We start from the raw sequence: 24371 nt of genomic DNA, 5'->3' as shown, positions 1-24371 counted from the left end.
GCCGGGCCGTGCTGGTGTGCGGGCCGGGTCGTTCTCAGAACACGACTCCGGCGCCGCCGTCCACCGGCAGCACGAGGCCGGTGGCGTAGGACGCTTCGGGGCGGGCGAGGTTCACCAGCCACCAGGCGATCTCCTCGGGCTGCCCCACCCGCCCGAGCGGCACCCGGGCGCGCTGGCGCTCCCGCAGCCGGACGACGCCCTCGGCGTCCAGGCCCGCGTGCTCGCCGATCGGGGTCTCGACCGGACCGGGCGCGACGGCCGCGACCCGGATGCCGCGCGGCGCCAGCTCCAGCGCCCAGGTGCGGGTGAGGAAGTCGAGCGCGGCCTTGGTGGCGCCGTACACCGAATGGCCGGGCCAGCCGCGCTGGTTGCCCGCGGTGGTGACGTTGATGACGGTGCCCTTGGCCGCCTCAAGGTGGGGCAGGGCCTCCTGGGTGAGGAAGAGCGGCGCCAGGAGGTTGGTGGCGACCTGGCGGTGCGTGTCGTCCGGCTCGATCCGGCCGAGCGGCGCGGACCGCATGGTCACCGCGTTGTTGATCAGGACGTCGACGCCGCCGAGCTCGCGCACGGCCGCCTCGACGATCGCGCGCGGTCCGTCCGGCGCCGAGACGTCGGCGGCGAACGGGTGGATCCCCGGGCGCCCCTCGGCCGTCTCGGCCAGCCGGGCGGCGCCGCGCCCCACGGCCAGGACGCGGGCGCCCTCGTCGGCGAAGGCGTGCGCCACCGCCCGGCCGATGCCGGTCCCGGCACCGGTGACGACGACGGCCCGGCCCGACAGAGCGGTGCCGTCGCCGGCCGGGGCGGTCACAGCTCCGTGCGCTCTCCGTCGGAGCCGACCGGCGACCACCACAGGTTGCCCCGGGTCACCCCGTCCGCGAACAGGGCGCTGCGGCCCTCGACGATGCGGCCGTTCTCCCAGCGGAGCATGTGCACGCCCTCGACCTGAAGGCGCTCGTACGGAGAGGTGGTGCCCTCCTCGGCGTGCGCGCGGTAGCCGTCGAGCTGGTAGATGTCGACGGAGATCCCGTCCGCCTCGTTGATCAGGATGTGGTGCGTGTCGGCCGTGATGCGGCCGCCGCACGCCTCGCCGAGCTTCCCCATCTTCTGGAGGTAGTCGTCCAGGCCGTTGAACCAGCCGGCGAACTGGTGGTTACCGGGCATCTGGAAGCGCAGGTCCTCGGACCAGTACTCAGTGATCTTGTCCCGGTCGCCGGTCATGAGGGCCGCGTACGCCGCCTCGACGCGCTCACGTGTCAGATCGGCCATGGTGTTCCTCCTGCTCGGGGCCGGTGTGCGAACCGGCCACGCTGTCGTGTGAGTTGACTCGGTGACGGACGAGCCAGCCGTCGTCGCGACGGACCAGCTCGTCCCGTCCGGTGGTGCTCAGGTGCAGTTCGGCGCGACCGCCTCGCGGGGTCTGCACCAGCAGCGCGTTGTACCGGGTGCGCACGGCGCCGTCCCCCGCGGGCTCGACGGTGAGCATCCCGATCAGATACCGGCGCACCCGGCCGTCCGCCCGCCGCTCGCCGACCGCGCCCCGGGCCGCCGCCGCGATGGCGGCGCGCCCCCGGCGCACGGGCGGCGCGTTCCCGGCGAAGACCTTGTCCGCCGGGGCCTCCTGCTCGAAGACGGCGTCCTCGGTGAAGGTGAGCGCCCAGCGGTCGACGTCGCCCTCGCCGAGCAGCCGCACCTGGGTGGCGTAGAACCGCTGGATCTCGTCGTGGACGGAGCCGTCGACGGTCTGCGGCGCCATCGGCTCAGACCCCGTCGTGGGCGATGTCGCGGTGCTTGATCAGCCACCGGCCGTCGCGGCGCACCAGCAGGTCCTCGCCGGTGGTGCTCAGATACACCGAGGCCTTGCCGCCGCGCGGGGTCTCGAAGACCACCGCGTAGTACGTGGTGCGCACGGCCTCCTCGTCGTCCGCGCCGGCGGTCTCGGGGGTCGCGACGACCATCGAGAACCAGTGCCGCCGCTGCACGTCGCGGGCCGCGAGCCGGTCGATGCCGCGCCGCATCGACGTGGCGATGAACGAACGGCCGCTCCACGGCTCGGGCTTGACGTTCTGGGCGAAGACGCCGTCCTCGGTGAAGCCGTCCGCCCACGCCTCGGCGTCGCCGCCGTCGAGCAGCTGCATGTGGTGGGCGTAGAACTGGAGGATCTGCGCGTACGACTCGGCCGAGACGGCGGACAGGTCCGCGGCGGTGGCGGTGGGCGCGGTCATCGGGCCGCTCCGGCCTCGCGGGCCACACCCTCGACGACGACGTCGCTCATGTGCGGCTCGCCCTTGATGACGGTGCCCAGCGCCTTGAGGCGGGCGCGGAACTCGGGCTCGGCCAGCGCCTTGTCGAAGGACTCGTTGCTGTCCCACTCGGCCACGTTGAAGTAGGTGCCCGGGTCCTTCTGCGAACGCAGGAGCTGATAGCGGATCAGACCGGGCTGCTCCTCCATGAACTCCGCGACGTGCGCGTAGATCCGCTCCAGCTCCTCGGGCTTGCCGATGAGCGTCAGCTTGTTGACGAAGACGACCACGAAGACTCCTCGGTAAGACGAACGGTGTCGCCCGGGCACCGGCCGGTGCGGCAGGTCCCCCGGCCCGCACGGGCCGGTGCCCCGGGCACCGTCCACACTTCCGGCCGCCGCTGATGCCTGGTTGGTGACTCGTTGGAGGACGGCGGCAGCGGCGCCACGACCGAGCCCCCAGCCCGTCGGCATCGCGTCCCGATCCGGTCACCGTCCGCGCTGCCGATGCTGAGCGCATCGTCCTTGTCCACCGAATCCGGGAGTGACCGTGTCCGAGGCATCCGTGCCTGTCCTCATAGCCGGCGGCGGTCTGTCAGGCCTGTCCACCGCGCTCTTCCTCGGTCTGCACGGCGTGCGGCCGCTGCTGGTCGAGAAGCACCCCGGCACCTCCGTAGTGATGAAGGCGCGGGGCCAGTACCCGCACACCATGGAGGCGCTGCGCATCGCCGGTGTGGCCGACCGGATCACCGCCGCCTCGCCGGGCGGCACCGGCGACTTCTACATGGCGCTCGCCGAGACCCTTTCCGGCCCCGTCCTGCGCGGCATCATGACGCAGGGCGAGATGAGCATGAACCATGTCTCGCCCGAGGAGTGGGCCATGGCCAGCCAGGAGCTCACCGAGGAGATCCTCGCCGACCGCGCCCGCGAGCTCGGAGCCGAACTCGCCTTCGGCACCGAGCTCGTCTCCTTCACCCAGGACGCCGACGGGGTCACCGCGCTGCTGCGCGATGTGAAGACCGGTGCCGAACGCACCGTGCGCGCCGAGCAGTTGGTGGCCTCCGACGGCCGCCGCAGCCGGGTGCGCCGGGCCCTAGGTCTCGGAGTGCACGGCCGGGGCCGGCTCGGCGAGGTGTTCCGGGTCTTCTTCGACGCGGACATGAGCGGCCCGCTCAAGGGTCTTGAGGGCGGGGTCACCGAGGGCCGCCGCTTCGCCCTGTTCCATCTGCTGCACCCGGTGCCGGGCGTCTTCTACACGACCGACATCCCGGGCCGCTACGGCTACATCCGCGGCATGACCAAGGAGCAGCCCGACTTCACCGACTACTCCGAGGAGCAGTGCGCCGCTCTCGTACGCACCGGTCTGGGCATGCCCGACCTGGAGCTGACGGTGGCGGGCTCGGGTCTCACCGAGATCGTGAGCGAGGTCGTGGACCGCTTCTCGGTGGGGCGGGTGCACCTCGTGGGCGACGCCGCCAAGGTGGTGCCCGCGCCGGGCGGGCTCGGCGGCAACACGGCCATCATGGACGGCTTCTACCTCGCCTGGAAGCTCGCCATGACCGTCACGGGCCAGGCCGGTCAGGGGCTGCTCGCCAGCCATGACGCCGAGCGCAGGCCGGTCTCCGACATGATCGCGGAGCAGCAGTTCGCCAACACGGTGGAACGGCTCGGCCCCGAGCTCGACGACGGTACGGCGGCCGCTCCCATCGACCCGGTCGTCCAGGTCTTCGGCTACCGCGTCGCCCAGGGCGCCGTGGTGCTTGAGCCGGGTGACGAGGGCGAGTTGCTGGAGGACCCGACCGCGCCCACCGGACGGCCGGGCTCGCGGGCGCCGTACGTGGCGCTCGACGGCGGCGGCTCCACCACCGCCCTGTTCGGCCCGTCCTTCGTGCTGCTCGTCGGGGCCGGGAGTACGGGCTGGGAGGAGGCGGCGAAGGCGGCGGCCGACCGGCTCGGCATCACCCTCGCCGTCCACCGGGCGGGCGGCTGGGAGAAGGCTTACGGCGTCACCGAATCCGGTGCCACGCTGGTGCGACCCGACCGCTTCATCGCCTGGCGCGCGGCCGACGACTCGGGGACCGGTGGCCTGGAAGCCGCCCTGCGCACGGTCCTCGACCGCCCCGCGCACTGACCTCCCCCTACCTTTCCCACCAGCGGAATCGGAGATATCCATGACCATTTTGGTGACCGGGGCGACCGGCAACATCGGCGGCAAGGTGCTGGCGCGCCTGCTCGCGGCGGGCCATCCCGTACGGGCCCTCACCCGCGACCCCTCCCGCGCTCGACTGCCCGCCGGGGTGGAGGTGGTGGGCGCCGACATGGGTCGGCCCGACACGCTCCCGGACGCGCTCGACGGCGTACGCGCGGTCTTCCTGATGTCGCTCGGCCACAACAAGCGCACCCACGACGCCCAGTTGATCGAGGTCGCGCGCAAGACGGGCGTGGAGCACATCGTGCAGCTCTCCACGCTGGGCGTCGCGGAGGTCGAGGAGGAGAACGACACCCCGCTGGGCCTGTGGCACCGGCAGGCCGAGCGGGCGCTGACGGAGTCGGGGATCGCCTGGACGATCCTGCGGCCCAACGGGTTTATGACGCACGCGCTCGGCTGGCGCGACGCCGTGCACGGGGACGGTGTGGTGCGCAGCCCCGTCGCCGATCTGCCGGAGGCCCTGATCGACCCCCGGGACATCGCGGACGTCGCGGTGCGCGCGCTGACCGAGCCGGGCCACCAGGGCCGCGTCTACGCGCTGACCGGGCCCGAGGCGCTGACGGCCCGCGAGCAGGTGGCGGTGGTCGGTTCGGTGCTCGGCAAGCGGCTGCGCTTCGAGCAGATCTCCATCGAGGAGCACCACGCGGTCATGGCCCGCCAGTACGGGGAGGAGACCGCCGACGGTGTGGTGGTGGCCCTGCGCAAGGCCCTCGAATCCGGCGACGACTTCCGGGGCCGGCTGTTCCCCGACGTCCAGCAGGTCCTCGGCCGCCCGGGCCACAGCTTCCGCGAGTGGGTGGAGGCGCACACCGCCGACTTCGCCTGATCGGCCCGAACGGCACGGTGCCCGGCGTCCGCCTCGCGGACGCCGGGCACCGGTGCGTGCGGCTGATCGGGCCGATCAGGCCGCGGCCTGCGAGAACGCGCGGGTCCGCTTCTCGTAGCGCGGGCGCCACACCGCCTTGTAGATCATCCGCACCGGCGGCGGCAGCGCGCCGAGGGCGGTGCGCCGGGTCTCCTGTGAGGCGCCGTCCAGCACCCAGGGGAAGTACAGGGCGCCGCCCTTGAGGCCGAGCATCCGGCGCTGCTCGTTGCCGAAGGTGTCGTACTCCTCCTGGCTGAGCACCGCCTGGACCACCGGAAGGGCGGCCCGCTCCTCGTGGTCGAGGTGGTGGGCCAGCTTGTCGGCGACCGTGGCGACCAGGGCCGGCAGCCGCTGCTGCTGCCCCTGGGCAAGCACGTCCTCGACGGCCGCCAGCAACGGGTCGAGGACCTCGTGCTCGGCGTCCATCTCGTCGAGCATCCTCAACTGCGCGGGCTCCTCGGCGAGTTTGGCCCGCATCATGGGCCAGAGCACCTTGTCCTCGGCGGTGTGATGGATCGTCAGAAAGGTCTGGAAGGTCTCCCAGCCGGTCCGGAAGGCCGAGCCGGGCGCCGTGCCCCGGTCCTCGGCGGCAGCGGCCAGCAACCCCAGATCGCGCCGGAAGGCGTCGTGGGTCGCGTACATCAGCGTCAGGTCGGGCATGTGGTGGGCGCCGTCCTCGTGAGAGAAGTTATGGGGCATGCTGTTCCGAATCTGTGGAACAGCATGCCCCACGCCGGGATGCGGGGCAAGTTGTTCCACAAACCCGTCCGGGGCAGACTGGTGCACTGGTGACAAGACGACAGGATGGAGCCGGATGTCCGCGCCGACCGGGCCGAGCAGCACCCATGACGCACCGGGCCGGGGGCCCGACCCGCGCGCCGAACGCAGCCGGACCGCAGCCCTGGCCGCCGCCCGCGATCTGCTCATCGAGCAGGGCTGGTCGGCGGTGACCCATGTGGCCGTCGCCGCGCGCAGCGGAGTGGGCCGTACGACCCTGTACCGCCACTGGCCCGACGCCTCCGGCCTGGTCCGGGACGTCATCGCCGAGCGGATCTCCACCGCGCACACACCGCCCACCGGGGTGCTGCGCGAGGATCTGATCCATGAACTGGACGGGCTGCGGCGGCTGCTGCACGACCCGGTCAGCGACCGGGGGCTGCGCGCGGTCATCGAGCGGGCGGGCGTCGACCCGGTCTTCGCCCGGCTCAAGGAGGAGCTGTACCACCAGGGCTCGCGCGTCTTCAGGACCGTGCTCGACCGGGCGAAGGCGGCGGGGGAGCTGGCCGTGGACCTCGACGCCGACCTGGCCGTCGACCAGCTGGCGGGACCGCTGATGTACCGAAGACTGCTCGCCGGGCGCGCGGTCACCAAGGAGTACGTGGAGCGCGTGGTCGACGACTTCCTCGCGGCCCACGCCCCCTAGTCGGCGCCGTCCGCCGACTGAACCGCGCAAGCCGCCCGATATCCCAGCGGAGCCCGGACGTCGGTCAGGGTCCAGCGGGGGAGCCGGGCGGGGATCGCGCCGGCGCCCACATAGGTACGGGAAGGGTGCTCGGCGAGGCCCGTGCCCGTCCCCTTGAGATACGCCTCCTTGCGCGCCCAGCAGCGCGCGAAGGCGGCCGGTCGCGCGGCGGGCGGCACCGCAAGGAGTTCGGCCCGCTCCTCGGGGTGCAGCGCGGTCAGTACCGTCTGGGCCGTGTCCGGCGCCGGGATCTTCTCGATGTCCACGCCGATGGGGGAGGCGGCGATCCCCACGAGCACCACGCCCGCACCGCGCGAGAGCGAGTAGTGCAGCGGCGAGCCCGCCACGGCGGGGCGGCCGTGGCCGTCCCCGCAGCACGGACACGCTTCCCGGACGAGAGACACCCGCGCCGGGTGCACACCGAGGCAGCCGCCGAGCAGCCGTCGCACCAGGGCATGGGCACGGATGTACGCGGCGCGGTCGCCGGGGCGGACGAACGCGGCCGCCCGGGCGAGTTCGTCCGCGTCCAACAGCGCCCGGTCGGCCGTCGGCGCGGGCCCGGCCGGGAAGGGGCCCGCCAGCCACAGGCGCGGCGGCCCCCCGTCCCACGGCCCGGGCAGCCGGTCCGCGTCGTAGCGCTCGGGGAGCCGCACCCGGGGCCCGCTCAGCCGGCCTCCCCCGCCTGGACCGGCACGGCCAGCGGCTGCTCCAGCGCGGACTTGAGGGCCTGGAGGAACAGCACCGCGTCCCGGCCGTTGATGACCCGGTGGTCGAAGGCGAGCCCGATGTGCGCCTGACGGGTCGCGACCACCTCGCCCTCGTCGGTGAGCTCCAGGACGTTCTGGGTGCCGCCGAGCGAGACCATGCAGGTCTGGCCGGGGAAGACGATGGGCTGCGTGAACACCACGTCCGCGTCGTTGTTGAGCGACAGCGTGATCGCGGCCCCGGTCAGCTCGCTGCCCTTGAACGAGCCGCGCAGCGCGGAGAACCGGATGTCCTCAAGACGCTCGGCGACATCGGCGACGCTCAGCTCGTCCGCGTCCCGCACGACCGGGATGTAAAGACCCTGGCCGAGGTCCACGGTCACCCCGATGTGCGACCCGTCGGCGTACGCGATCGTGCCGTCGTCGTGGTACGTGGCGAAGAAGGCCGGGAAGTCGCCGCGCAGCCGGGCCAGTTCACAGATCAGCAGCTCGGGCAGGCTGATGGCGACGTCCGTGTGCCGCGCGAGTTCGCGGGCGGTGTCCTCGGCCGCGTCGACCCGTACGCGTACCACCGTGAAGGAGGTCGGGACGGTGTGCAGCGACTCGGTGACCACCGCGCCGATCGCGCGCTGGAGCTGGCTCAGCGCGACCCGGCCCGAGTCCTCGTGCTGTGCGGGGGCACGCCGCGCGAGCAGGGCCTCCACGTCGGAGCCCTTGATCACGCGCTTGCCCAGCGCGCGCAGCTCGTCCGCGCCGACATCGTGGGTGGCGGCCAGCGTGCGAGCGGCGTCCGTGAGGACGTACGCGGCGTCGTCGCCCGGACCGGCCGTGGCGGCCGGGGCCGAGGCCGCCGAGGCCAGGTACGCCGCGCGCTCGGCCTCGTCGGCGAAGAGCCGGCCGACGACGGTGCCCGGCGCGACCTGCTCGCCCGCCGGTACGGCCCGCAGCAGCACACCGTCGTGCTCGCAGACCAGATCCTCGGCCGCCTTGGACGTCTCGACCGTGGCGAGGTCGTCGTCCTTGGCCACCGTGGCGCCGTCCTCGACCAGCCACTCGACGAGGTCGTAGTGCGCGTCGTTGTTGTTCAGCTTGGGTACGGTGATCTCGATCATTGCGCCAGCTCCCGCAGGGCGAGTCCCAGCGAGTCGCTGCTCACCAGGACGTTCTCTTCAAGGTGGAGGGCCGTCGGGATGACGGCGTCGGCGGAGTGCACCAGCCTGACCGGGGCGCGCAGCGCGTCCCAGCAGTGGGTGTACAGCTGCTGGGCGACCTCGCCGCCCCAACTGCCGCCCGGCGGCGCGTCGTCCACCACGCACACCCGCCCGGCCCGCGCCACCGGCTCGGCCAGGACCTTCGCGTCGAACGGGTACAGCCGTGCCGGTACGTAGATCTCGCAGGCGATCTCGTGGCTCAGGAACAGCGCGCGGGCGGCCTCGACCGCGCGGTGGGCGAGCCCGCCCGGCGCGATGAGCACGAGGTCGGGCTCGTCGACGCCCTCGATGGCCAGGCGGGCCACCGGGAACGGCTCCTCGCCCACGAAGTCGAGCGAGAACAGACCGCCGACCGGTCCGGCCTCGCGCCGGTGCGTGCGCTCGGTGTAGAGGACCTTGTCCTCGAAGAAGACGCAGGGGGCGCCCAGTTCGACCATCCCGGCGAGTACCGCGCTGGTGTCGTGGAAGGGCGACAGCTCGAACAGATGCAGATCGGGAACGCCCAGGAAGTGCTTCTGCGGGCTCTGGCTGTGCGTGGGGCCGTAGCCGCGCCGCCCGCCGACGGGGCAGCGCACCACCAGGTGCATCGGGTGCCGGGTCCCGTACATGCTCACGGACTTGGCCGAGAAGTTCACGATCTGGTCGAAGGCCAGCGTGATGAAGTCGCCGAACATCATCTCGGCGATCGGCTTGTTGCCGGTCAGGGCCAGCCCGTTGGCGACACCGAGGATGGCGTTCTCGCTGATGGGCGTGGTCAGGACGCGGTCCCCGAACCGGTCGGACAGGCCCTTGGAGATGTTGAAGGCGCCGCCGTACGGATCGAGGACGTCCTCGCCGATCAGGAAGGTGTCGTCGTGGGCCGCCATCACCTCGTGCAGGGCGCGGTTCAGGTTCTCGCCCACGCGTTCGTTGCGCGTCATGCCGTCCCTCCGGCTGCCAGCGGTCGCGCCAGGACGTCGGCGGCGACGCGGTCGATGAGTTCCCGCTGGGTGCGGTCGTGCGCCGCGAAGCGCTCCGGGTCGGCCTCCCGGCAGGCGGTGTACCAGTCGCGGGCCTGTGCCGCCGCGATGGTGTCGGCGGGCCGGGTGTCGTCGCCCTTGCTGTGCGGGCCCAGGCGTACGGTGTCGAACTCCACGACCAGCGGCATGCGTTGCTCGCGCACCCGGGCGATCCTGGGCGCCAGCTCGGCGCGGATCGCGGGGATGAAGTTGGTCGTCACGCGGTGGTGCTCGATGTCGAAGGCACGGGCGCGGTCGGCGACCGTGCCGGCCATGTTGACCTCGTTCGGGGTGGTCTGCGAGATGCCGTTGTTCTCCACGACTACCAGCAGCGGCAGCTCCCACAGGCGCGCGATGTTGAGCGCCTCGTAGACCGACCCCTCGCCCCAGGTGCCGTCGCCGATGTAGGCGCACGCCAGCAGGGGCAGGCCCTGGCGCTTGAAGTGCAGCGCGGCGCCGGCGGCGACCGGCAGGCTCTCGCCCTGGATTCCGGTCGAGACATAGCTGTCGCGGAAGATGTGCTGGCTGCCGCCGACACCGCCGCACACCGCGCCCTCGCGGCCGGTGATCTCCGCGAGGAGCCCGGCCGGATCGGCGAACCGGGCCAGGTAGTGGCCGTGGCCCCGGTGGTTGCTGAAGAGGAAGTCGCCCTGGGACAGCAGGGGTTCGAGCGATACGGGAACGTACTCCTGGCCCAGGCAGGTGTGCGTGGTGCCGTTCAGCTTCCCGGCGGCGAACAGCTCCAGGAGCTTCTGCTCGAAGTGCCGGATCAGCAGCAGCGAGTCGAGGTCGGCGTCGGTGAGCGCCGAGGCGGACGAGACGGCCGTGGGGGAGGGTTCGGTGACCGTCATGCCGCGAGTCCCTTGCTCAGCAGGACCTCGCGGATCGCGCCCACGGATTTGAGGGCGCGGACCTCCTGACGGCTGAAGGAGGTCGCGTACCGCCCTTCCAGGGCGATGATCAGCTGCATCTGCTTCAGGCTGGTCCAGCGGCTGTCGCGCACCGGCCCCAGGCTGTCGTCGACTTCCCCCCGGGGGATGCCGAGTACGTCCGAGACGACGTCTTCAAGCTTCATGCGTCAAACACTCCGAGCGGTTGCGGTGACAACCAAGAAGTCGGTGGTGGATGCGGCCCAAGTGCCAAGGGCTCCAAGGTGCTTGGCACTGGCGCCGGACACGCTGTGGTTGCGTGAGACCTCAGTAAAAGCAAACCTTCATGCCGGTTTCAATTGCGATCAGACATCTCGATGGAAGCGGCGCGGCTCTGTAACGGGGGTGTGAACGGAGCTTGACCTGGGTTCGACGGGACCCCCTGCCGGGTCGTACCTGCTGGTCACGGGCTATTTTGTGGCGTGGGCCACGTGGTGGGCTGGAGCGGCTGGCGCCCTTGCAATAAACATACCGGTAGGTATATTTTCGGCCCCGAGAGCGGAGCACGTATCTCCGCTCATCGGACGATCCAGCTGTCGTGGGAGGGGAGAACATGGAAATACAGCATCTGCGTGTCTTCCGCGAGGTCGCCCAGGAGCTGAGCTTCACCCAGGCGGCCAGGAACCTGTACTGCGCGCAGTCCACGGTGACCGGCCAGATCAAGAGCCTTGAGCAGGCATTGGGGGCCGAACTGTTCCATCGGCGCGGCCGGCTGCCGATCGAGCTCACCGAGGCGGGCGCCCGCCTGCAGCCACGCGCCGAGCAGATCCTGCACGCGGTGGAGACGGCGGTACGTGAAGTGCGTACGGGTGTGGCCGGGCCGGCTGCCCGGGCGCGCCGGGAGCCACTGTCCCTGGCGGGGGCGATCCCGTCCCAGCCGCGGGCACGTCGCTGAGCGGACTTGTGGCGACCCGATGCGCTTTTGCGCCCCTCAAGGGGCGCGGGGCTGTGACATATGCGGCTCCGCCGCGTGGGCGCGACCAGCCACGCACGATCCGCAGTCGAACGACCCCACGTCCAGCGGAGCGTCTAGCGGGTCGGGCCCATCAGCAGATCCCAGATGTCGCCCGCCCGCAGCACCAGGCAGTCGCCCTCGGTGGCCGCCGTGGTGTGCCGCAGTCCGAAGACCGCGGCGAGCAGCAGCCGGGCGAGCGTGTCGACATCGCGGCCGGGCGAGATCTCGCCGCACTGCCGCGCCTGTCGGGCCAGCCGTTCCACCACCTGCCCCGACTCGCCCACCACCACCGGCACGGCCTCCCGCGTACGGGCGTCCTCGCAGGTCAGTCGCAGTGCCGCGGCGAACCGTACGTCGTTCTGGATCCGGCCGACGAGGTCCAGGACCAGCGTGCGCAGCGCGGCCAGCGGGCGGCCGTCGGCCGCCTCGGCCTCGGCGCGCCGCAGCAGTGCGCGCCAGTCGTCGTCGAACCGGCGGACCAGCTCGTCCGCGAGCTCCGCCTTGGAGGAGAAGTGGCCGTACAGCGCGCCCTTGGTCAGCCCGGTGCGCCGCACCACCGACTGCAGTTGGGTGCCGGCGTATCCCTGGGCGGAGAACTCCTCGGCGGCGGCGTCCAGGATCGAGCGGCGCGTGCGCAGCGCTCTGTCCTGCTTGATCACGGTCAGATCCTTTCGTGCCTCGGTCGCACCCGGGGATCCGCACTCGGTGGGGTGGGCCGCGCTCGGCGCGGCGGGGGAGGCGCCTCGGCGGCTCGTGCGGTCCCCCGCGACCGGCGGGGCAGGAGCGCTCGCGCGCCTCGTCCGGGGGCGACCCAGCGCGAACTATGGCAGACGCCGGACGGTGTGTCCACCGGCTCCCACCACCTGTCCAGCGGTCATGACCTGCGCGGACGTGGGGACTTGGGGGCCCGGGCGGGTGTCCGGCCGCTTCTGTCATCGGGGTATCCGATGACATTTGAAATCCGTCGCACGGGGGTGATTTCGTGAGTGCGGGGCGTCTCCCCCCGGGCCCGCTCTCCGGGCGGTGCGGGATTCGCACGTCACTCGGCCGCAGGTCGTCCGGACGCACGTCACCCGGCCGGAGCCCGGCCCGCCGTGCCGCAGTCGGCCGGGAGCCCGGCCGCGGCCGGAGTGGACCCCAGTGCTGCCGCAACCGGCGCCACCCGCAAATCCGTGAGGTCTTTCCTGTGCATACACCGCAGAAGCCGCAGACACCGCATACGCTTCAGGCGTCGGAACATCCCCAGCCTTCCCGGGCGTTCCCGCTGACCGAGGCGCAGCTCGGCCTGATGGCCATCCACCGCTCGGTGCCCGCCCGCAACCTCTACAACATCGTCATCGAGTTCACGCTCGACCCCGGGTTCTCGTCGCAGGACGTACGCACCGCGCTGGCGGCGGTCGCCGAAGTGCAGCCCGCGCTGCGCCTGGGACTTGGCGAGGCGCCGGTCCCGCACGCGGAGCTGGTGGCGCCGCTCACCCCGGAGAACGTCCCGCTGAGCGTTCACGTGGCCCGGCCCGACGAGTTCGCCGTCACGCGCGCCGTCCTCCTGGACGAGCTCGGCGCGCACGCCTTCACGCTGAACGAGCCGCCGCTGTTCACCGCGGCCCATCTCGCACGGCGGGGCGAGACGGGCGACGCGGTGCTGCTGCTCGCCGTCCACCACACCGTCTTCGACGGCTTCTCCGCGGGCCCGTTCGTACGTGATCTGAACGCGGCCCTCGAAGGCACCCTCGACACCCGCGCCCTGGCGCCGGTCCGCGAGGCGGCGCTGCGCGCCGAGGTCGAGGCGCAGCTGGCGGCGGCCGACGACGAGGACGTCGCGCAGGAGGCCCGGGAGCTCGCCGCCCGGCTGCGCTCGGTCCCGGCCACCGAGCTCTATCCCCGCCCGGGGCGCCCCACCCGTACCGACTTCTCCGGCGCGCGGCATGAACTCCCGCTCTCCGCCGAGGAGTCGGCGGCCGTGGACGAGACCTGCCGCAGGCTGGGCGTCACCCCCTTCACCTTCTTCTCGGCGGTGTACGCGGCCGTCCTGGCCCGCCACAGCGGCAACGCGTCCGCGACCTTCGGTGCCACGCTGATGTCCCGGCGCACGCTCGACTCCTTCGACCTGTGCGGCTTCTTCGTCAACACGCTGCCGCTGTCCGTGCCGGTCGACTGGGACGCGCCGTTCGCCGAGTTCGTGGCCAAGGTCGTCGACGAGGAGGTCGAGGACACCAAGTTCCGTACGCAGCTGCCGTTCAGCCGGGTGGTGGAGCAGTACGCGCCGGACCGCACCAGCGACCGCAACCCCGTCTTCTCCGCGCTCCTCGCGATGCAGGACAGCACGGTCACCGCACCGGGCGCGCCCGTGCGAGGCGTACGCCAGCACGGCAACGGGGCGGCGAAGTTCGACGTACTCCTCTTCGCCACGCCGACCGCCGACGGCTGGCTCCTTGAGCTGGAGCACGACCGGACCCTGCTGCCCGCACCCGTGGCCGGGGCGCTTGCCGACTCGCTGCGCCAGGCGCTCACCCGCGCCTCCACCGCGAGTGACACCAGCACGGTGGCCGGACTCTTCGAGGACTGCGCGCACCACGACGCACCGCCCGCGCGGCCGCTTCCGTACGCCACCGTCTACGAGTGGGTGATGGCAACGGCGGCCGCCCATCCGGAGCGCACCGCCGTGATCGAGGAAGGCGCGCCGATCAGCTATGGCCAGTTGGTCCGGCGCGTCGACTCGGTGGCCGGGGGGCTCGCCCGGCGCGGTGTCGGTCCGGGCGGTGTGGTGGGAGTGGCGACCAGGGGGCTGACCGACACGGTGGTCACCGTCCTCGCCGCGCTGGCGCGGCGGGCCGCGTATCTGCCGCTGGACAGCCAACTGCCCACGGAACGCCTGGCCATGATGATCGATCAGGCGCGGTGCCGACTGGTGGTCGGCGCGGGCGAGAGCGCGTTCGCGGGTACGGACGTCACCGTCGCCCGCCCCGCCGACCTGGCCGCCGAAGGCGCCCGGGACGGTCGGCCGCAGGTGACCGGGCGCGGCCCGGACGACCCCGTGTACACCATGTTCACCTCCGGCTCCACCGGCCGCCCCAAGGGCGTCCTGATGGGCAACGGCGCTCTGGTCAACCTCACCGACTGGCAGCTCGGCGTGCTCGGCATGGACGGCACGACACGCTTCCTCCAGTACGCCCCCATCGGCTTCGACGTCTCCTTCCAGGAGATCTTCCCGACCCTGGTGTCGGGCGGCACGCTGGTTTCGCGCGAGCCCGTCGACCGGCGCGACCTGCCCGCCCTGGTGCGCAGGGTAGCCGAGACCGGAGTGACGCACCTGTACCTGCCGGTGGCCGCGCTGCGCCCGTTCGCGCTCGCGGCCGAGGACCTGGGGGAGCGGCTGCCCGGGCTGCGCCACATCTGCGTGGCGGGCGAACAGCTCCAGGCCGACACCAGCGTCCAGCGCTTCTTCGAACTACGGCCGCACATCCGGCTGTTCAACATGTACGGGCCGACCGAGACCCATGTCGTCACCGCGCAGGAGCTGACCCGCGACACGCTGCCCTGGCCGGTCCACGTACCGATCGGCCGCCCGCTGCCCGGGGTCACCGCCCAGGTCGTCGACGTCACCGGCCACCTCGCCCCACTCGGCGTCACCGGTGAGCTGCTGCTCGGCGGCCGCTGCCCGGCCCTCGGTTACGTCAACGACCCCGAGCGGACCGCCGAGCGGTTCGTGCCCGACCCCTACGGCGACGGCCCCGACGCCCGCCGCTACCGCACCGGCGACCAGGTCTTCCGGGACGAGCACGGTGTGCTGGTGTACGCCGGACGCGACGACGACCAGGTCAAGATCCGTGGCTACCGGGTCGAGCTCGGCGAGCTGGAGTCGGCGGCCACGGCCCTGCCGGGAGTGCGCGCGGCGGTCGCCGCCACCCACAAGGACGGCGTGGAGCGGCAGTTGCTGCTCTTCGTGGTGGCGGACGAGGCGGGAGCGGACGAGGCGACGCGAGAGAGCGCGATACGCGACGCGCTCGCCGCCCGCCTCCCCTCGTACATGCACCCCGCCCACGTCCTGACCGTGGACTCCATCCCCACCAGCCACAACGGCAAGCTCGACCGGGCCGCGCTGCTGCGCCGACTGCCCGAACTGCTCGCGGATCGGGCCCAGGACGGGCCCGCCGCACCCGCCGTCGACGGCGGACCCGCATCCCCCTTGGAGACCGAACTGTGCGCACTGTGGGCCGAACTCCTGGGCGGAGATGTGCCGGTGGACGGCTCGCTGGTGGAGCACGGGGCGCACTCGCTCAATGTGCTCACCGCCCTCGCCCGCATCGAGCAGCGCCACGGCGTGCAGATCACGATCCTCGACTTCTTCCGCACCCCCACCGTGCGGGCGCTGGCCGAGCTCATCACCCTGGAAGGCAAGCACGTATGACCACGCCACCGGCCACCTTCGCCTCGCCCCTGCTGGTCCCGCTGGGCCGGGGCACCGGCGACGCGCACACGGTGCTGCTCCCCGCCGCGGGCGGCGGCTTCAGCCCGTACTACTCCCTCGCCGGCGGACTCACCCACCGCGGCCCCGTCCACGCGATCCGCGCCATGGGTCTGATGCCCGGCGAGGAGCCCGACCGCGATGTGCCCACCATGGTCGAGCGCTATCTCGACCTCATCAACTCCCTGCCCACCAAGCCGAGTTACCTCGTCGGCTGGTCGCTCGGCGGGGTGCTCGCCTGGGAGCTCGCGGCCCGGCTCGCCCATCAGGGCGACGCCGCCCCCGCGGTGGTGATGGTGGACAGCTACGCCCGCCTCGCCGACCGCGAGGGCGCGACCCGCGACGAGGTCCTGGACCGCATCGGCCGCTCCATGGGCTTCGAGCCGACCTGGGACCAGGCCCCGCGCGTACGCGAGGTCGCCGCCGCGCACCTCGACGCGGCCCACGCCCACCTCGCCTCGGCGGGGTGCGAACCCCCGGCCCTGCTGCTCTCCTGCACGGCCGGACGCGGCGCCGACCAGCTCGACCAGTGGGCCCTGCGCGCCCCGAACCTGCGGGTGCGGGAGGTGGACTGCGACCACTTCGAGGTCCTGGACGCCGCCCGCACGCCGACGCTGCTGCGCCACATCGACGACTTCCTGACGGCCCTGGACCAGGGCTCGTACGGGACCTTCGCGGGCTGAAAGGGAATCGCCATGGCCGACACCGCACCCGGCAGCGCGCTGCCCCCAGCCCTGCCCTCCGCTCTGCTTGACGGGTCTCCCTTCGCGCTGCTCCACCGCCCGCACGCCACGGGCCAGGACGGACTGGAACTCCTCCTCGGCGACATCTCATCCGTCGAGCGCCTCGCCGACCTGCCGCTCGACACCGCGACGCCCGCCGCCGACCGCCATGAACTCCTCGCGATCCTGCCGTACCGGCAGATCACCGAGCGCGGCTACGCCTGCAACGACGACGGCGCCCCGCTGGTGGTGATGAGCGTGCGCGAGCAGCGCGCGCTCTCCGTGGCGGGGCTGCTCGCCGAGATCCCCGACGTCCCCCAGACGCTGGGCGACGCGGGGTTCGACATCGACGACGAGGAGTACGCGCGGATCGTCCGCAAGGTGCTCGCCGAGGAGATCGGCAACGGGGCCGGCGCCAACTTCGTCATCAAGCGCTCCTTCGTCGCCACGGTCGAGGACTGGTCCCCGGCCGCCGCGCTGGCGCTCTTCGGGCGCCTCCTCGCCCGGGAGTCGGGCACCTACTGGACCTTCCTCGTGCACACCGGTGAGCGGACGTTCGTGGGCGCCTCGCCCGAACGGCATGTGAGCCTGGAGGCCGGCACGGTCACCATGAACCCGATCAGCGGCACCTACCGCTACCCGGCCTCGGGTCCGACGGTCGAGGGCGCGCTCGGCCTGCTCGCCGACCGCAAGGAGCGCGAGGAGCTCCACATGGTCGTCGACGAGGAGCTGAAGATGATGACCCGGATCTGTGATCCGGGAGTGCGGGTGGAGGGGCCCCACCTCAAGGAGATGAAGCGGCTCGCCCACACCGAGTACTTCATCCGTGGCGAGAGCGCGCTGGACGCGCGGGAGATCCTGCGGGAGACCATGTTCGCGCCGACGATCACCGGCAGCCCGGTGGAGAGCGCCTGCCGGGTGCTGCGGCAGTACGAGCCCCGGGGCCGCTCCTATTACAGCGGCGCGCTGGCCCTGATCGGCCGGGACGGCGAGGGGCGCCGGGCCATGGACTCCGCGATCCTCATCCGTACGGCCGAGGTCGACCGCGCCGGACGCCTCGAACTCGGCGTCGGGGCCACGCTGGTACGCCACTCCGACCCGGCGAGCGAGGTGGCCGAGACCCACGCCAAGGCCGCCGGGCTGCTCGGCGCGCTCCGGGACGAGCAGCCTTCGGCCCGGCGCCGGGAAGCGGCCGCGTCCACCCTGGCCCTGGACCCCAGGGTGCGCGACGGGCTCACGCGGTACAACCAGGGTCTGGCCCGGTTCTGGCTGGACCCCAGCCCGTCGCGGCACACGGACCTCGCCGGGCTGCGCGTGCTGGTCGTGGACAACGAGGACACCTTCACCGCGATGCTGGGGCACCAACTCCGCTCGCTGGGGCCGCAGGTGACGATCCACAGCTGGTACGACGTGCCGGAGTCGGCCCTCGACGACGCCGATCTGGTGGTCGTGGGCCCCGGCCCCGGTGACCCGCGACAGAGCGCCGACCCCAAGATCGCGGCGGTGCGGGGTCTCGTGGAGCGGCTGCTCGCACGCCGGATCCCGTGTGTCGCCGTGTGCCTCGGCCACCAGGTGGTCTCGGGCGTCCTCGGCCTCCCGCTGGTGCGCAAGGAGGTCCCCAACCAGGGACTCCAGGAGGAGATCGACTTCTTCGGCCGCGAGGTGCGCGTCGGCTTCTACAACGCCTTCGCCGGACGCGCGGACAGCGACCGGATCCACCTGGACGCCGGGTTCGGCCCCGCCGCCGTGGAGATCAGCCGGGACGCCCGGACCGGCGAGGTGCACGGGCTGCGCGGCCCCGGCTTCGCGACCGCCCAGTTCCACCCCGAGTCCCTGCTCACCGAGCACGGCCCGGCCCTGCTCCACGATCTGGTGACCACGGCCCTCAAGACGCCGTCGTCCGACACCGTCACGACCGACCACGCACGGGGGACCGACCGTTGAGCATCACCACCGCGGCCCGGCGCCCGGACACCACCTTGCTTCCGCTGCCCGACAGGGAGCGGGAGTCGATGGCCGCGCTGCCCGCCGGGCAGCAGCCGTCCTGGGCGGACCGGGAGCTCCTCGCGAAGGTGCGCGGCGAGCTCGCCGACAGCGCGCCGCTCGTCCCCGCGCACGAGACCGTACGCCTGCGGGCCCTGCTGGCCGAGGTCGCCCACGGCCGGGCGCTGGTCGTCCAGGCCGGGGACTGCGCCGAGGACCCCGCCGACCGCACCCAGGAAGCCGTCGACCGCAAGGCCGGGCTGATCGACTGCCTGGCGGGCATCCTCCAGGCGCGTGCCGGACTCCCGGTGCTGCGCGTCGGCCGTATCGCGGGCCAGTACGCCAAGCCCCGCTCGCAGCCGGTCGAACAGCGTGACGGCGTCGAACTCCCAGTGTTTCGCGGCCCGTTGGTCAACGGCCCCGGCTTCGATCCGTACGAGCGGCGCCACGATCCCCTGCGCATGCTCGACTGCCACCAGGCGGCCGCGTCCGTACGGGACCGGTTGCACGACCGGCACGACACCCGGCCCGGCGGCACCCCCGTCTGGACCAGCCATGAAGCGCTCGTCCTCGACTACGAGCTGCCGCAGCTGCGCCGCGACGCCTACAACCGCACCTTCCTGACCTCCACCCACTGGCCGTGGATCGGTGAGCGCACCCGGCAACTCGACGGCGCCCACGTCGAGTTGATGTCCCGAATCGCCAACCCGGTGGCCTGCAAGGTCGGCCCGGCCATGACGGCGGACGACCTGCTCGCGCTGTGCGCACGGCTCGACCCCAACCGGCAGCCGGGACGGCTCACCCTCATCGCGCGGCTCGGCGCCAACGTGGTGAGCGAGCGCCTGCCCGCGCTCGTGGCCGCCGTACGCGAGGCCGGGCACCCGGTCAGCTGGCTCTGCGACCCGATGCACGCCAACACGTACACCGACCGGGGCGGCCGCAAGACCCGGTCCGTCGCCACCGTCGTCGACGAGGTCCAGCGCTTCCACGCCGCCGTCACCGACGAGGGAGGCGCGGCGGGCGGGCTCCATCTGGAGGCCACGCCCGAGCCGGTCGCCGAATGCGTCGCCGACCGCGAACCGCTGGCCCCCGGTGCGTACACCACGCTGTGCGACCCCCGGCTCAACCTCCAGCAGGCCATCGCCGTGGCCAACACCTGGCCGGGACAGGCCAGTTGAGCGCCGCCGCTCACCGATCCCCCCTCGAACCGTCGTCTGCCGAAAGATCCGTCCCCATGGCACTTCCCGCGATCCAGTCCTATCCGCCGCCGTCCGGCCCCGAGCTGCCGGAGAACCAGGCCACCTGGCGCATCGACCCCGACCGCGCGGTCCTGCTCGTCCACGACATGCAGCGGTACTTCGTCGACGCCTTCCCCGCCGGCCAGGAGCCCGCGCTCTCGCTGACCGCCAACGTCCGCGCGCTGCGCGACAGTGCCGCCGCCAACGGCGTCCCGGTCGCCTACACCGCACAGCCCGGCGGTATGACCGCACCCGAGCGGGGTCTGCTCAACGACTTCTGGGGCCCGGGGATGACCGTGAGCCGCGAACAGCGCGCGGTCGTCGACGGTATCGAACCGCGCCCAGGCGACTGGGTGTTCACCAAGTGGCGCTACAGCGCCTTCCACCGCACCGGGCTGCTCGACCTCCTGCGCGAACAGGGCCGCGACCAGCTCGTCATCTGCGGCATCTACGCCCACATCGGCTGCCTGGCCACCGCCGTCGAGTCGTACACCAACGACATCGAGACCTTCATGGTGTCCGACGCGGTGGCCGACTTCACCGCCGAGTACCACCGCATGGCCCTGCGGTACGCGGCTGAGCGCTGCGCGGTGGTCCTGCCCACCCGCACGGCCGTCGACCAGATCACCCAGGCGCGCCCGGCCATGGCATCGGCCGCGCCGACACCCTCCAGCACAGCGATCTCAGGGGAGACCCGATGACCACCCTGTTCATAGCCAACAACCGCACCGCGCAGATGGTCGGCGACCTCGACGAGCTCACCCCCGAGCACCGCCGCACGGCGGGCGTCACCGCCCAGCGCATGATCTGGTACGCGGCCGAGGGCGACGTCCTGGTGGTGCCGCATGTGCCCAGCGAGGAGTTCCTGGCGTACGTCACGGGGCTCACCGGCCGCAGCCGCGCGGACATCGCGGTGATCGCCCCGCCGCCGGGCCGGCTCGGCACCGATGTGCTCACCCCGGACCGCTGGGAGGACACCCCCTTCGTCGAGCAGATCCGGCGTTACGTGGAGAAGGGCGAGATCACCCGCGTCTACCCGATCTACTTCGACAGCTCGGTCGTCCGGCTGACCCAGGAGTTCGGCCTGGACACCTCGACGCCCGGATTCCCGTACATCCACCAGGGCGGCGGCCAGCTCCTCAACAGCAAGGCCACCTTCCGCGCCCTCGCCGCCGGGATCGGCAGCCCGGTGCCCGAGGGCACGGTGGCCTTCGACCGGGCCGCGGCCGAGGAGTTCCTGTGGGCACTGCTCTCGGCGGACCGCCACGCCATCGTGAAGAAGGACTTCCACGTCGCCGGTTACGGCAACGCGATCCTCAGCCGCACCGCCGACATCACCCCGATCGGCGCCCCCGAGGTCACCGTCGTGGAGAGCCGCGAGGCGCTCGCCGCGCATCTGGACCGGCAGTGGGGCTGGTACTCGAACGACGACACCCGGCCCGTCGTCGTCGAGGACTACACCCCCGACAGCATTCCGGTGTACGCCGAGTTCCGCATCACGGCCGAGGAGACCCGGCTCTTCGGACACGGCGAGATGCTGATGGGGCCGATCTTCAACGGCCTGGTCATCCCCGCCAAGTCCGCCGACCACCCGGGCTTCCCGCGCTTCCTGGAGGAGGCGCACCGGCTCTGCGAGACCGTGCGGGCGATGGGGTACCGGGGTCCGATCAGCGTCGACGGCATCGTCACGCCCGACGGCCCGATCCTGCTCAACGAGTTCAACGGCCGGGTGGGCGGCTCGACCCACATCAACTACCTGGCCGAGCAGCTGGTGGGCGAGGACTTCCTCACGGAGCGCGTCCTCATCCAGCGCCACCAGTGGAAGGTCCCCTCCTTCCAGGAGGCGGTGCGCGAACTCGCCGAGCGGGGGCTGGCGTTCGACGCGCAGACCCGTACCGGCGTCGTGATCACCTCCGACGACAGCCGGTTCGGCGGCACCGTCGAGTACTGCCTGATCGCCACCGACATGGCCGCCGCCGAGCGGACCGAGGAAGTGCTGTCGGCGCTCTTCGCCTGACGCCGCACTACCGGCGGGCGCGCGAGCACCGAGAGCCCAGCACCGAGCACCGAGCACCAAGAAGAAGACAGGGAACATGAGTTACCGGAAGATCCTGACCAGAAACGTCCTGCTGTGGATGCTCACGGCCTTCGCGGGCCGACTGCCCATCGCGATCGCACCGCTGGGGCTCGTGTTCCTCGTCAGGGAGACGTCCGGCGGCTACTCGCTGGGCGCCACCCTGGCCGGTGCGTACGTACTCGGCGAGGTGCTGGGTTCGGTGGTGCTCGGCGCGTGGATGCATCCCACGCGGCTGCATCTGTCGATCGGCATGGCCGTCGGCGGCGCGGCCTTCGCCGGACTCGCGCTGTTCCCCGACGCCTCGATGGCGCTGACGGTCGCCCTGGCGTTCGTCGGCGGCGCGGCCCCGGCGGCCGGACCGGGCGGTATGCGCAGCATGCTGATCGCCCTGGTCGACAAGGCGGACGAGCCCAAGGCGCTGAGCGCGGAGACGGTACTGACCCAGGTCACCTGGGGCGGTGCGCCCGCGCTCGTCGTCCTGCTCGCGGTGAACGTCTCGCCCCGCGCACCGCTCGGGCTCGGCGCCATCGGCTTCGTCGCGGCCGCGCTCGTGCTGTTCCTGCTGCCCGCCGCGAGCCCGACGGCGGCCGAGGACGAGGGCACGGGCCAGGCCAAGACGGCGCGCGGCCGGGTGCTCGCCTCCGCCTGGCCGATCTACCTCACCAGCGCCGCGGCCATGGCCATGCTCGCCACGGCGGAGCTCGCCCTCACCCCGCTCCTGGAGTACCGCGACCTGACCGTCAACTGGTCCGGCGCCCTGCTCGCCCTCTTCTCCCTGACCAGCGCGTTCGGCGCGTTCCTCTACGGCCTGCGCACCTGGCCGGGCACCGTGCGCAGCCAGAGCCTGGTGTTCCTGCTGCTGACCGCTGTGTGCGTGTCGATGTCCGCGGTGCTGCCCAACCTGATCGGCATCGCGGTCGCCTTCCTCGCGGCCGGTGTCTTCCAGGCCGGTGTCATGGTCACCCGAAGCCTCAGCCTGCGCGAACGCCTCCCGGAGCACGCGCACACGGCCGGCTACTCGATCCAGTACGCCGTCCAGGGCGTCGGCTACACCCTCACCGCGTCGGTGGCGGCGATCGTCCTCGACGGCTCGACCCCGGTCGTGGCCATCCTGGGCGGTGTGGTCATCACGCTGCTCCTTACGGGGGTGAGCGCGGCCGCCGAGCTGCGGTTCCGCCAGACGCGGGCCGAAGAGGCGGTCAGTTGAGCGGGCGGCGCCCGTTGACGGTGTCACTCGGTGGAAGGAAGCGCTGACCATGCCCAAGCTCGTCCTGCCCAACGGCGCGCTCCTCTCCACCAGTGCCACCCCGGACACCCCCGGCTTTGACCACCTCACGGCTTCGACCCGTACGTGGGACGGAAGCTGCCCGGGCTGCTGCGCCGCGCGGGGCTGGTCGACGTCGACGCCGAGGGGCGGGTGATCACCCTGCGGGGCGCGAGCTCCACGCTGGCGCCGATCTACACCAAGTCGCACGAGCAGTTGGTCGCCCGGTCCGATGCCCGGGGTCTGATCACCGACGAGGAGAGCGCGGCCTTCCTGCGGCGGATGGCCGACCCGGAGTTCGACATGACCGGGCAGACCATGATGGCCGCCTGGGGCCCACGTCCCGGCACGGAGGCGGGCGTGTGAAGATCGGGGTGACCACGTTCGTCACGGACCACGGCATCGGGCCCGTCCCGCTCGGCCTGGCGGTGGAGGAGCGGAACTTCGAGTCGTTCTTCATGCCGGAGCACACGCACATCCCGGTCAGCCGTGAGTCGCCGTTCATGCCGATGACGGCCAAGTCGGACCTCGTACTCGCGGGCGAGCGGGTGCCGCCGGAGATGAGCGCGGGGGATCTGCCCGAGAAGTACGCGCGTACGCCGGATCCTCTGGTGGCGCTGAGCGCGATCTCGGCCGTGACCGGCCGACTGCTGATCGGCACCGGCATCCTGCTGGTCGCCCAGCGCGATCCGATCATCCTCGCCAAGCAGGTCGCCAGCCTCGACCACCTCTCGGGCGGCCGCTTCCTGTTCGGGGTGGCGGCGGGCTGGAACCGCGAGGAGATGCGCAACCACGGCACCGACCCGCGCCTGCGCAACGCGGTGCTGCGCGAGCGGATCCTGGCGATGAAGGAGATCTGGACACGGGAGCAGGCGGAGTTCCACGGCACGCATGTCGACTTCGACCCGATCCTGTCCTGGCCCAAGCCGGTGAGCGTGCCGCACCCGCCGATCCTCGTCGGCGGCGAGGGCCACCCTTCGTAGCGTCGGGCGCAGGAGTACGGGGACGGCTGGGCCCCCATCTACGGCGGCGACGCGGAGGGGCTGGCCC

General features: G+C 72.3%; 25 protein-coding genes. 13 read left to right on the top strand and 12 right to left on the bottom strand.

The annotated features are described in order from the left end of the window. Positions 1-34: 34 nt before the first annotated feature. Genes ACGFRG_RS22305 through ACGFRG_RS22285 form a run of 5 tightly spaced genes read right to left on the bottom strand, consistent with a single transcriptional unit; the run spans position 35 to position 2530 of the window. Complete coding sequence (locus ACGFRG_RS22305) at positions 35-808, bottom strand: SDR family oxidoreductase (RefSeq protein ID WP_361418646.1); 774 nt, start codon at positions 806-808, stop codon at positions 35-37. After that, the gene (locus ACGFRG_RS22300; RefSeq protein ID WP_361418643.1) at positions 805-1266 is read right to left on the bottom strand and encodes a nuclear transport factor 2 family protein; all 462 of its coding nucleotides are present in this window, start codon (positions 1264-1266) and stop codon (positions 805-807) included. Before ACGFRG_RS22300 ends, ACGFRG_RS22305 begins: the two co-directional genes overlap by 4 nt. Then, entirely contained in the window at positions 1247-1753 is a 507-nt protein-coding gene (locus ACGFRG_RS22295) for a nuclear transport factor 2 family protein (protein ID WP_361418640.1), read from the bottom strand. Before ACGFRG_RS22295 ends, ACGFRG_RS22300 begins: the two co-directional genes overlap by 20 nt. 4 nt (positions 1754-1757) lie before the next feature. Next, complete coding sequence (locus ACGFRG_RS22290; protein ID WP_361418637.1) at positions 1758-2222, bottom strand: nuclear transport factor 2 family protein; 465 nt, start codon at positions 2220-2222, stop codon at positions 1758-1760. Further along, positions 2219-2530 carry an antibiotic biosynthesis monooxygenase family protein gene (locus ACGFRG_RS22285; RefSeq protein ID WP_361418634.1) on the bottom strand — a complete coding sequence of 104 codons (312 nt, stop codon included), beginning with the start codon at positions 2528-2530 and terminating at the stop codon, positions 2219-2221. The genes ACGFRG_RS22290 and ACGFRG_RS22285 overlap by 4 nt, the downstream gene beginning before the upstream one ends. A gap of 259 nt (positions 2531-2789) precedes the next feature. Between ACGFRG_RS22285 and ACGFRG_RS22280 the strand changes: the two genes are divergently transcribed. Together ACGFRG_RS22280 and ACGFRG_RS22275 are read left to right on the top strand one after the other, a co-directional pair. Continuing rightward, positions 2790-4370 carry an FAD-dependent monooxygenase gene (locus ACGFRG_RS22280; RefSeq protein ID WP_361418631.1) on the top strand — a complete coding sequence of 527 codons (1581 nt, stop codon included), beginning with the start codon at positions 2790-2792 and terminating at the stop codon, positions 4368-4370. 40 nt (positions 4371-4410) lie between these two features. Continuing rightward, complete coding sequence (locus tag ACGFRG_RS22275) at positions 4411-5274, top strand: NAD(P)H-binding protein (RefSeq protein WP_361418628.1); 864 nt, start codon at positions 4411-4413, stop codon at positions 5272-5274. A gap of 75 nt (positions 5275-5349) precedes the next feature. Here ACGFRG_RS22275 and ACGFRG_RS22270 read toward each other — a convergent pair whose 3' ends face one another. Beyond that, entirely contained in the window at positions 5350-5973 is a 624-nt protein-coding gene (locus ACGFRG_RS22270; protein ID WP_361418625.1) for a hemerythrin domain-containing protein, read from the bottom strand. A 154-nt stretch (positions 5974-6127) separates the two neighbouring features. On the opposite strand from ACGFRG_RS22270, the gene ACGFRG_RS22265 reads away from it, so the two are divergent. Then, the gene (locus tag ACGFRG_RS22265; RefSeq protein WP_361418622.1) at positions 6128-6736 is read left to right on the top strand and encodes a TetR/AcrR family transcriptional regulator C-terminal ligand-binding domain-containing protein; all 609 of its coding nucleotides are present in this window, start codon (positions 6128-6130) and stop codon (positions 6734-6736) included. Here ACGFRG_RS22265 and ACGFRG_RS22260 read toward each other — a convergent pair. Genes ACGFRG_RS22260 through ACGFRG_RS22240 form a run of 5 tightly spaced genes read right to left on the bottom strand, consistent with a single transcriptional unit; the run spans position 6733 to position 10763 of the window. After that, positions 6733-7428: a 4'-phosphopantetheinyl transferase family protein gene (locus ACGFRG_RS22260; RefSeq protein WP_393266358.1), complete on the bottom strand. Its 696-nt coding sequence runs from the start codon at positions 7426-7428 to the stop codon at positions 6733-6735. The genes ACGFRG_RS22265 and ACGFRG_RS22260 overlap by 4 nt on opposite strands. An 11-nt stretch (positions 7429-7439) precedes the next feature. Next, positions 7440-8591 carry a 2-oxo acid dehydrogenase subunit E2 gene (locus tag ACGFRG_RS22255; RefSeq protein WP_361418616.1) on the bottom strand — a complete coding sequence of 384 codons (1152 nt, stop codon included), beginning with the start codon at positions 8589-8591 and terminating at the stop codon, positions 7440-7442. Then, positions 8588-9610 carry an alpha-ketoacid dehydrogenase subunit beta gene (locus ACGFRG_RS22250; protein ID WP_393266355.1) on the bottom strand — a complete coding sequence of 341 codons (1023 nt, stop codon included), beginning with the start codon at positions 9608-9610 and terminating at the stop codon, positions 8588-8590. Before ACGFRG_RS22250 ends, ACGFRG_RS22255 begins: the two co-directional genes overlap by 4 nt. Further along, entirely contained in the window at positions 9607-10539 is a 933-nt protein-coding gene (locus ACGFRG_RS22245; protein ID WP_361418610.1) for a thiamine pyrophosphate-dependent dehydrogenase E1 component subunit alpha, read from the bottom strand. Before ACGFRG_RS22245 ends, ACGFRG_RS22250 begins: the two co-directional genes overlap by 4 nt. Then, on the bottom strand, positions 10536-10763 hold the full coding sequence (locus ACGFRG_RS22240; RefSeq protein ID WP_188272687.1) for an acyl carrier protein: 228 nt from the start codon (positions 10761-10763) through the stop codon (positions 10536-10538). The genes ACGFRG_RS22245 and ACGFRG_RS22240 overlap by 4 nt, the downstream gene beginning before the upstream one ends. Positions 10764-11170: 407 nt before the next feature. Between ACGFRG_RS22240 and ACGFRG_RS22235 the strand changes: the two genes are divergently transcribed. Then, a complete protein-coding gene (locus tag ACGFRG_RS22235; RefSeq protein ID WP_393266351.1) occupies positions 11171-11512 on the top strand; it encodes a LysR family transcriptional regulator in 342 nt (113 codons plus the stop codon). A gap of 134 nt (positions 11513-11646) precedes the next feature. Here the strand turns inward: ACGFRG_RS22235 and ACGFRG_RS22230 are convergent, their stop codons facing one another. Further along, on the bottom strand, positions 11647-12231 hold the full coding sequence (locus ACGFRG_RS22230; RefSeq protein ID WP_393266348.1) for a TetR family transcriptional regulator: 585 nt from the start codon (positions 12229-12231) through the stop codon (positions 11647-11649). Between the two features lie 527 nt (positions 12232-12758). On the opposite strand from ACGFRG_RS22230, the gene ACGFRG_RS22225 reads away from it, so the two are divergent. The 9 genes from ACGFRG_RS22225 to ACGFRG_RS22185 all read left to right on the top strand — a co-directional run bounded on the left by ACGFRG_RS22225 (position 12759) and on the right by ACGFRG_RS22185 (position 24304). Next, on the top strand, positions 12759-15980 hold the full coding sequence (locus ACGFRG_RS22225) for an amino acid adenylation domain-containing protein (protein ID WP_393266345.1): 3222 nt from the start codon (positions 12759-12761) through the stop codon (positions 15978-15980). Continuing rightward, entirely contained in the window at positions 15977-16720 is a 744-nt protein-coding gene (locus ACGFRG_RS22220; protein WP_361418595.1) for an alpha/beta fold hydrolase, read from the top strand. The genes ACGFRG_RS22225 and ACGFRG_RS22220 overlap by 4 nt, the downstream gene beginning before the upstream one ends. 12 nt (positions 16721-16732) lie before the next feature. Continuing rightward, positions 16733-18703, top strand: coding sequence for a chorismate-binding protein (locus ACGFRG_RS22215; protein WP_393266340.1), 1971 nt, complete (start codon positions 16733-16735; stop codon positions 18701-18703). A gap of 68 nt (positions 18704-18771) precedes the next feature. Further along, positions 18772-19920, top strand: coding sequence for a 3-deoxy-7-phosphoheptulonate synthase (locus tag ACGFRG_RS22210; RefSeq protein WP_393266664.1), 1149 nt, complete (start codon positions 18772-18774; stop codon positions 19918-19920). A gap of 56 nt (positions 19921-19976) precedes the next feature. Continuing rightward, positions 19977-20681, top strand: a complete 705-nt coding sequence (locus ACGFRG_RS22205; RefSeq protein WP_361418586.1) for an isochorismatase family protein — start codon at positions 19977-19979, stop codon at positions 20679-20681. Beyond that, positions 20678-21997, top strand: coding sequence for a peptide ligase PGM1-related protein (locus ACGFRG_RS22200; RefSeq protein WP_361418583.1), 1320 nt, complete (start codon positions 20678-20680; stop codon positions 21995-21997). Before ACGFRG_RS22205 ends, ACGFRG_RS22200 begins: the two co-directional genes overlap by 4 nt. A gap of 76 nt (positions 21998-22073) precedes the next feature. Then, positions 22074-23264, top strand: a complete 1191-nt coding sequence (locus ACGFRG_RS22195) for an MFS transporter (protein ID WP_393266336.1) — start codon at positions 22074-22076, stop codon at positions 23262-23264. Positions 23265-23408: 144 nt separating this feature from the next. Next, positions 23409-23687, top strand: a complete 279-nt coding sequence (locus ACGFRG_RS22190) for a hypothetical protein (RefSeq protein WP_393266332.1) — start codon at positions 23409-23411, stop codon at positions 23685-23687. Beyond that, complete coding sequence (locus ACGFRG_RS22185; RefSeq protein ID WP_393266329.1) at positions 23684-24304, top strand: TIGR03619 family F420-dependent LLM class oxidoreductase; 621 nt, start codon at positions 23684-23686, stop codon at positions 24302-24304. The genes ACGFRG_RS22190 and ACGFRG_RS22185 overlap by 4 nt, the downstream gene beginning before the upstream one ends. Positions 24305-24371 lie beyond the last annotated feature (67 nt).

Source organism: Streptomyces sp. NPDC048696 (assembly GCF_043198895.1).
In the GTDB taxonomy this organism is placed as follows: domain Bacteria; phylum Actinomycetota; class Actinomycetes; order Streptomycetales; family Streptomycetaceae; genus Streptomyces.
The sequence above is the reverse complement of the archived record's forward strand: the minus strand, read 5'-3'. Positions and strand labels throughout refer to the sequence as shown.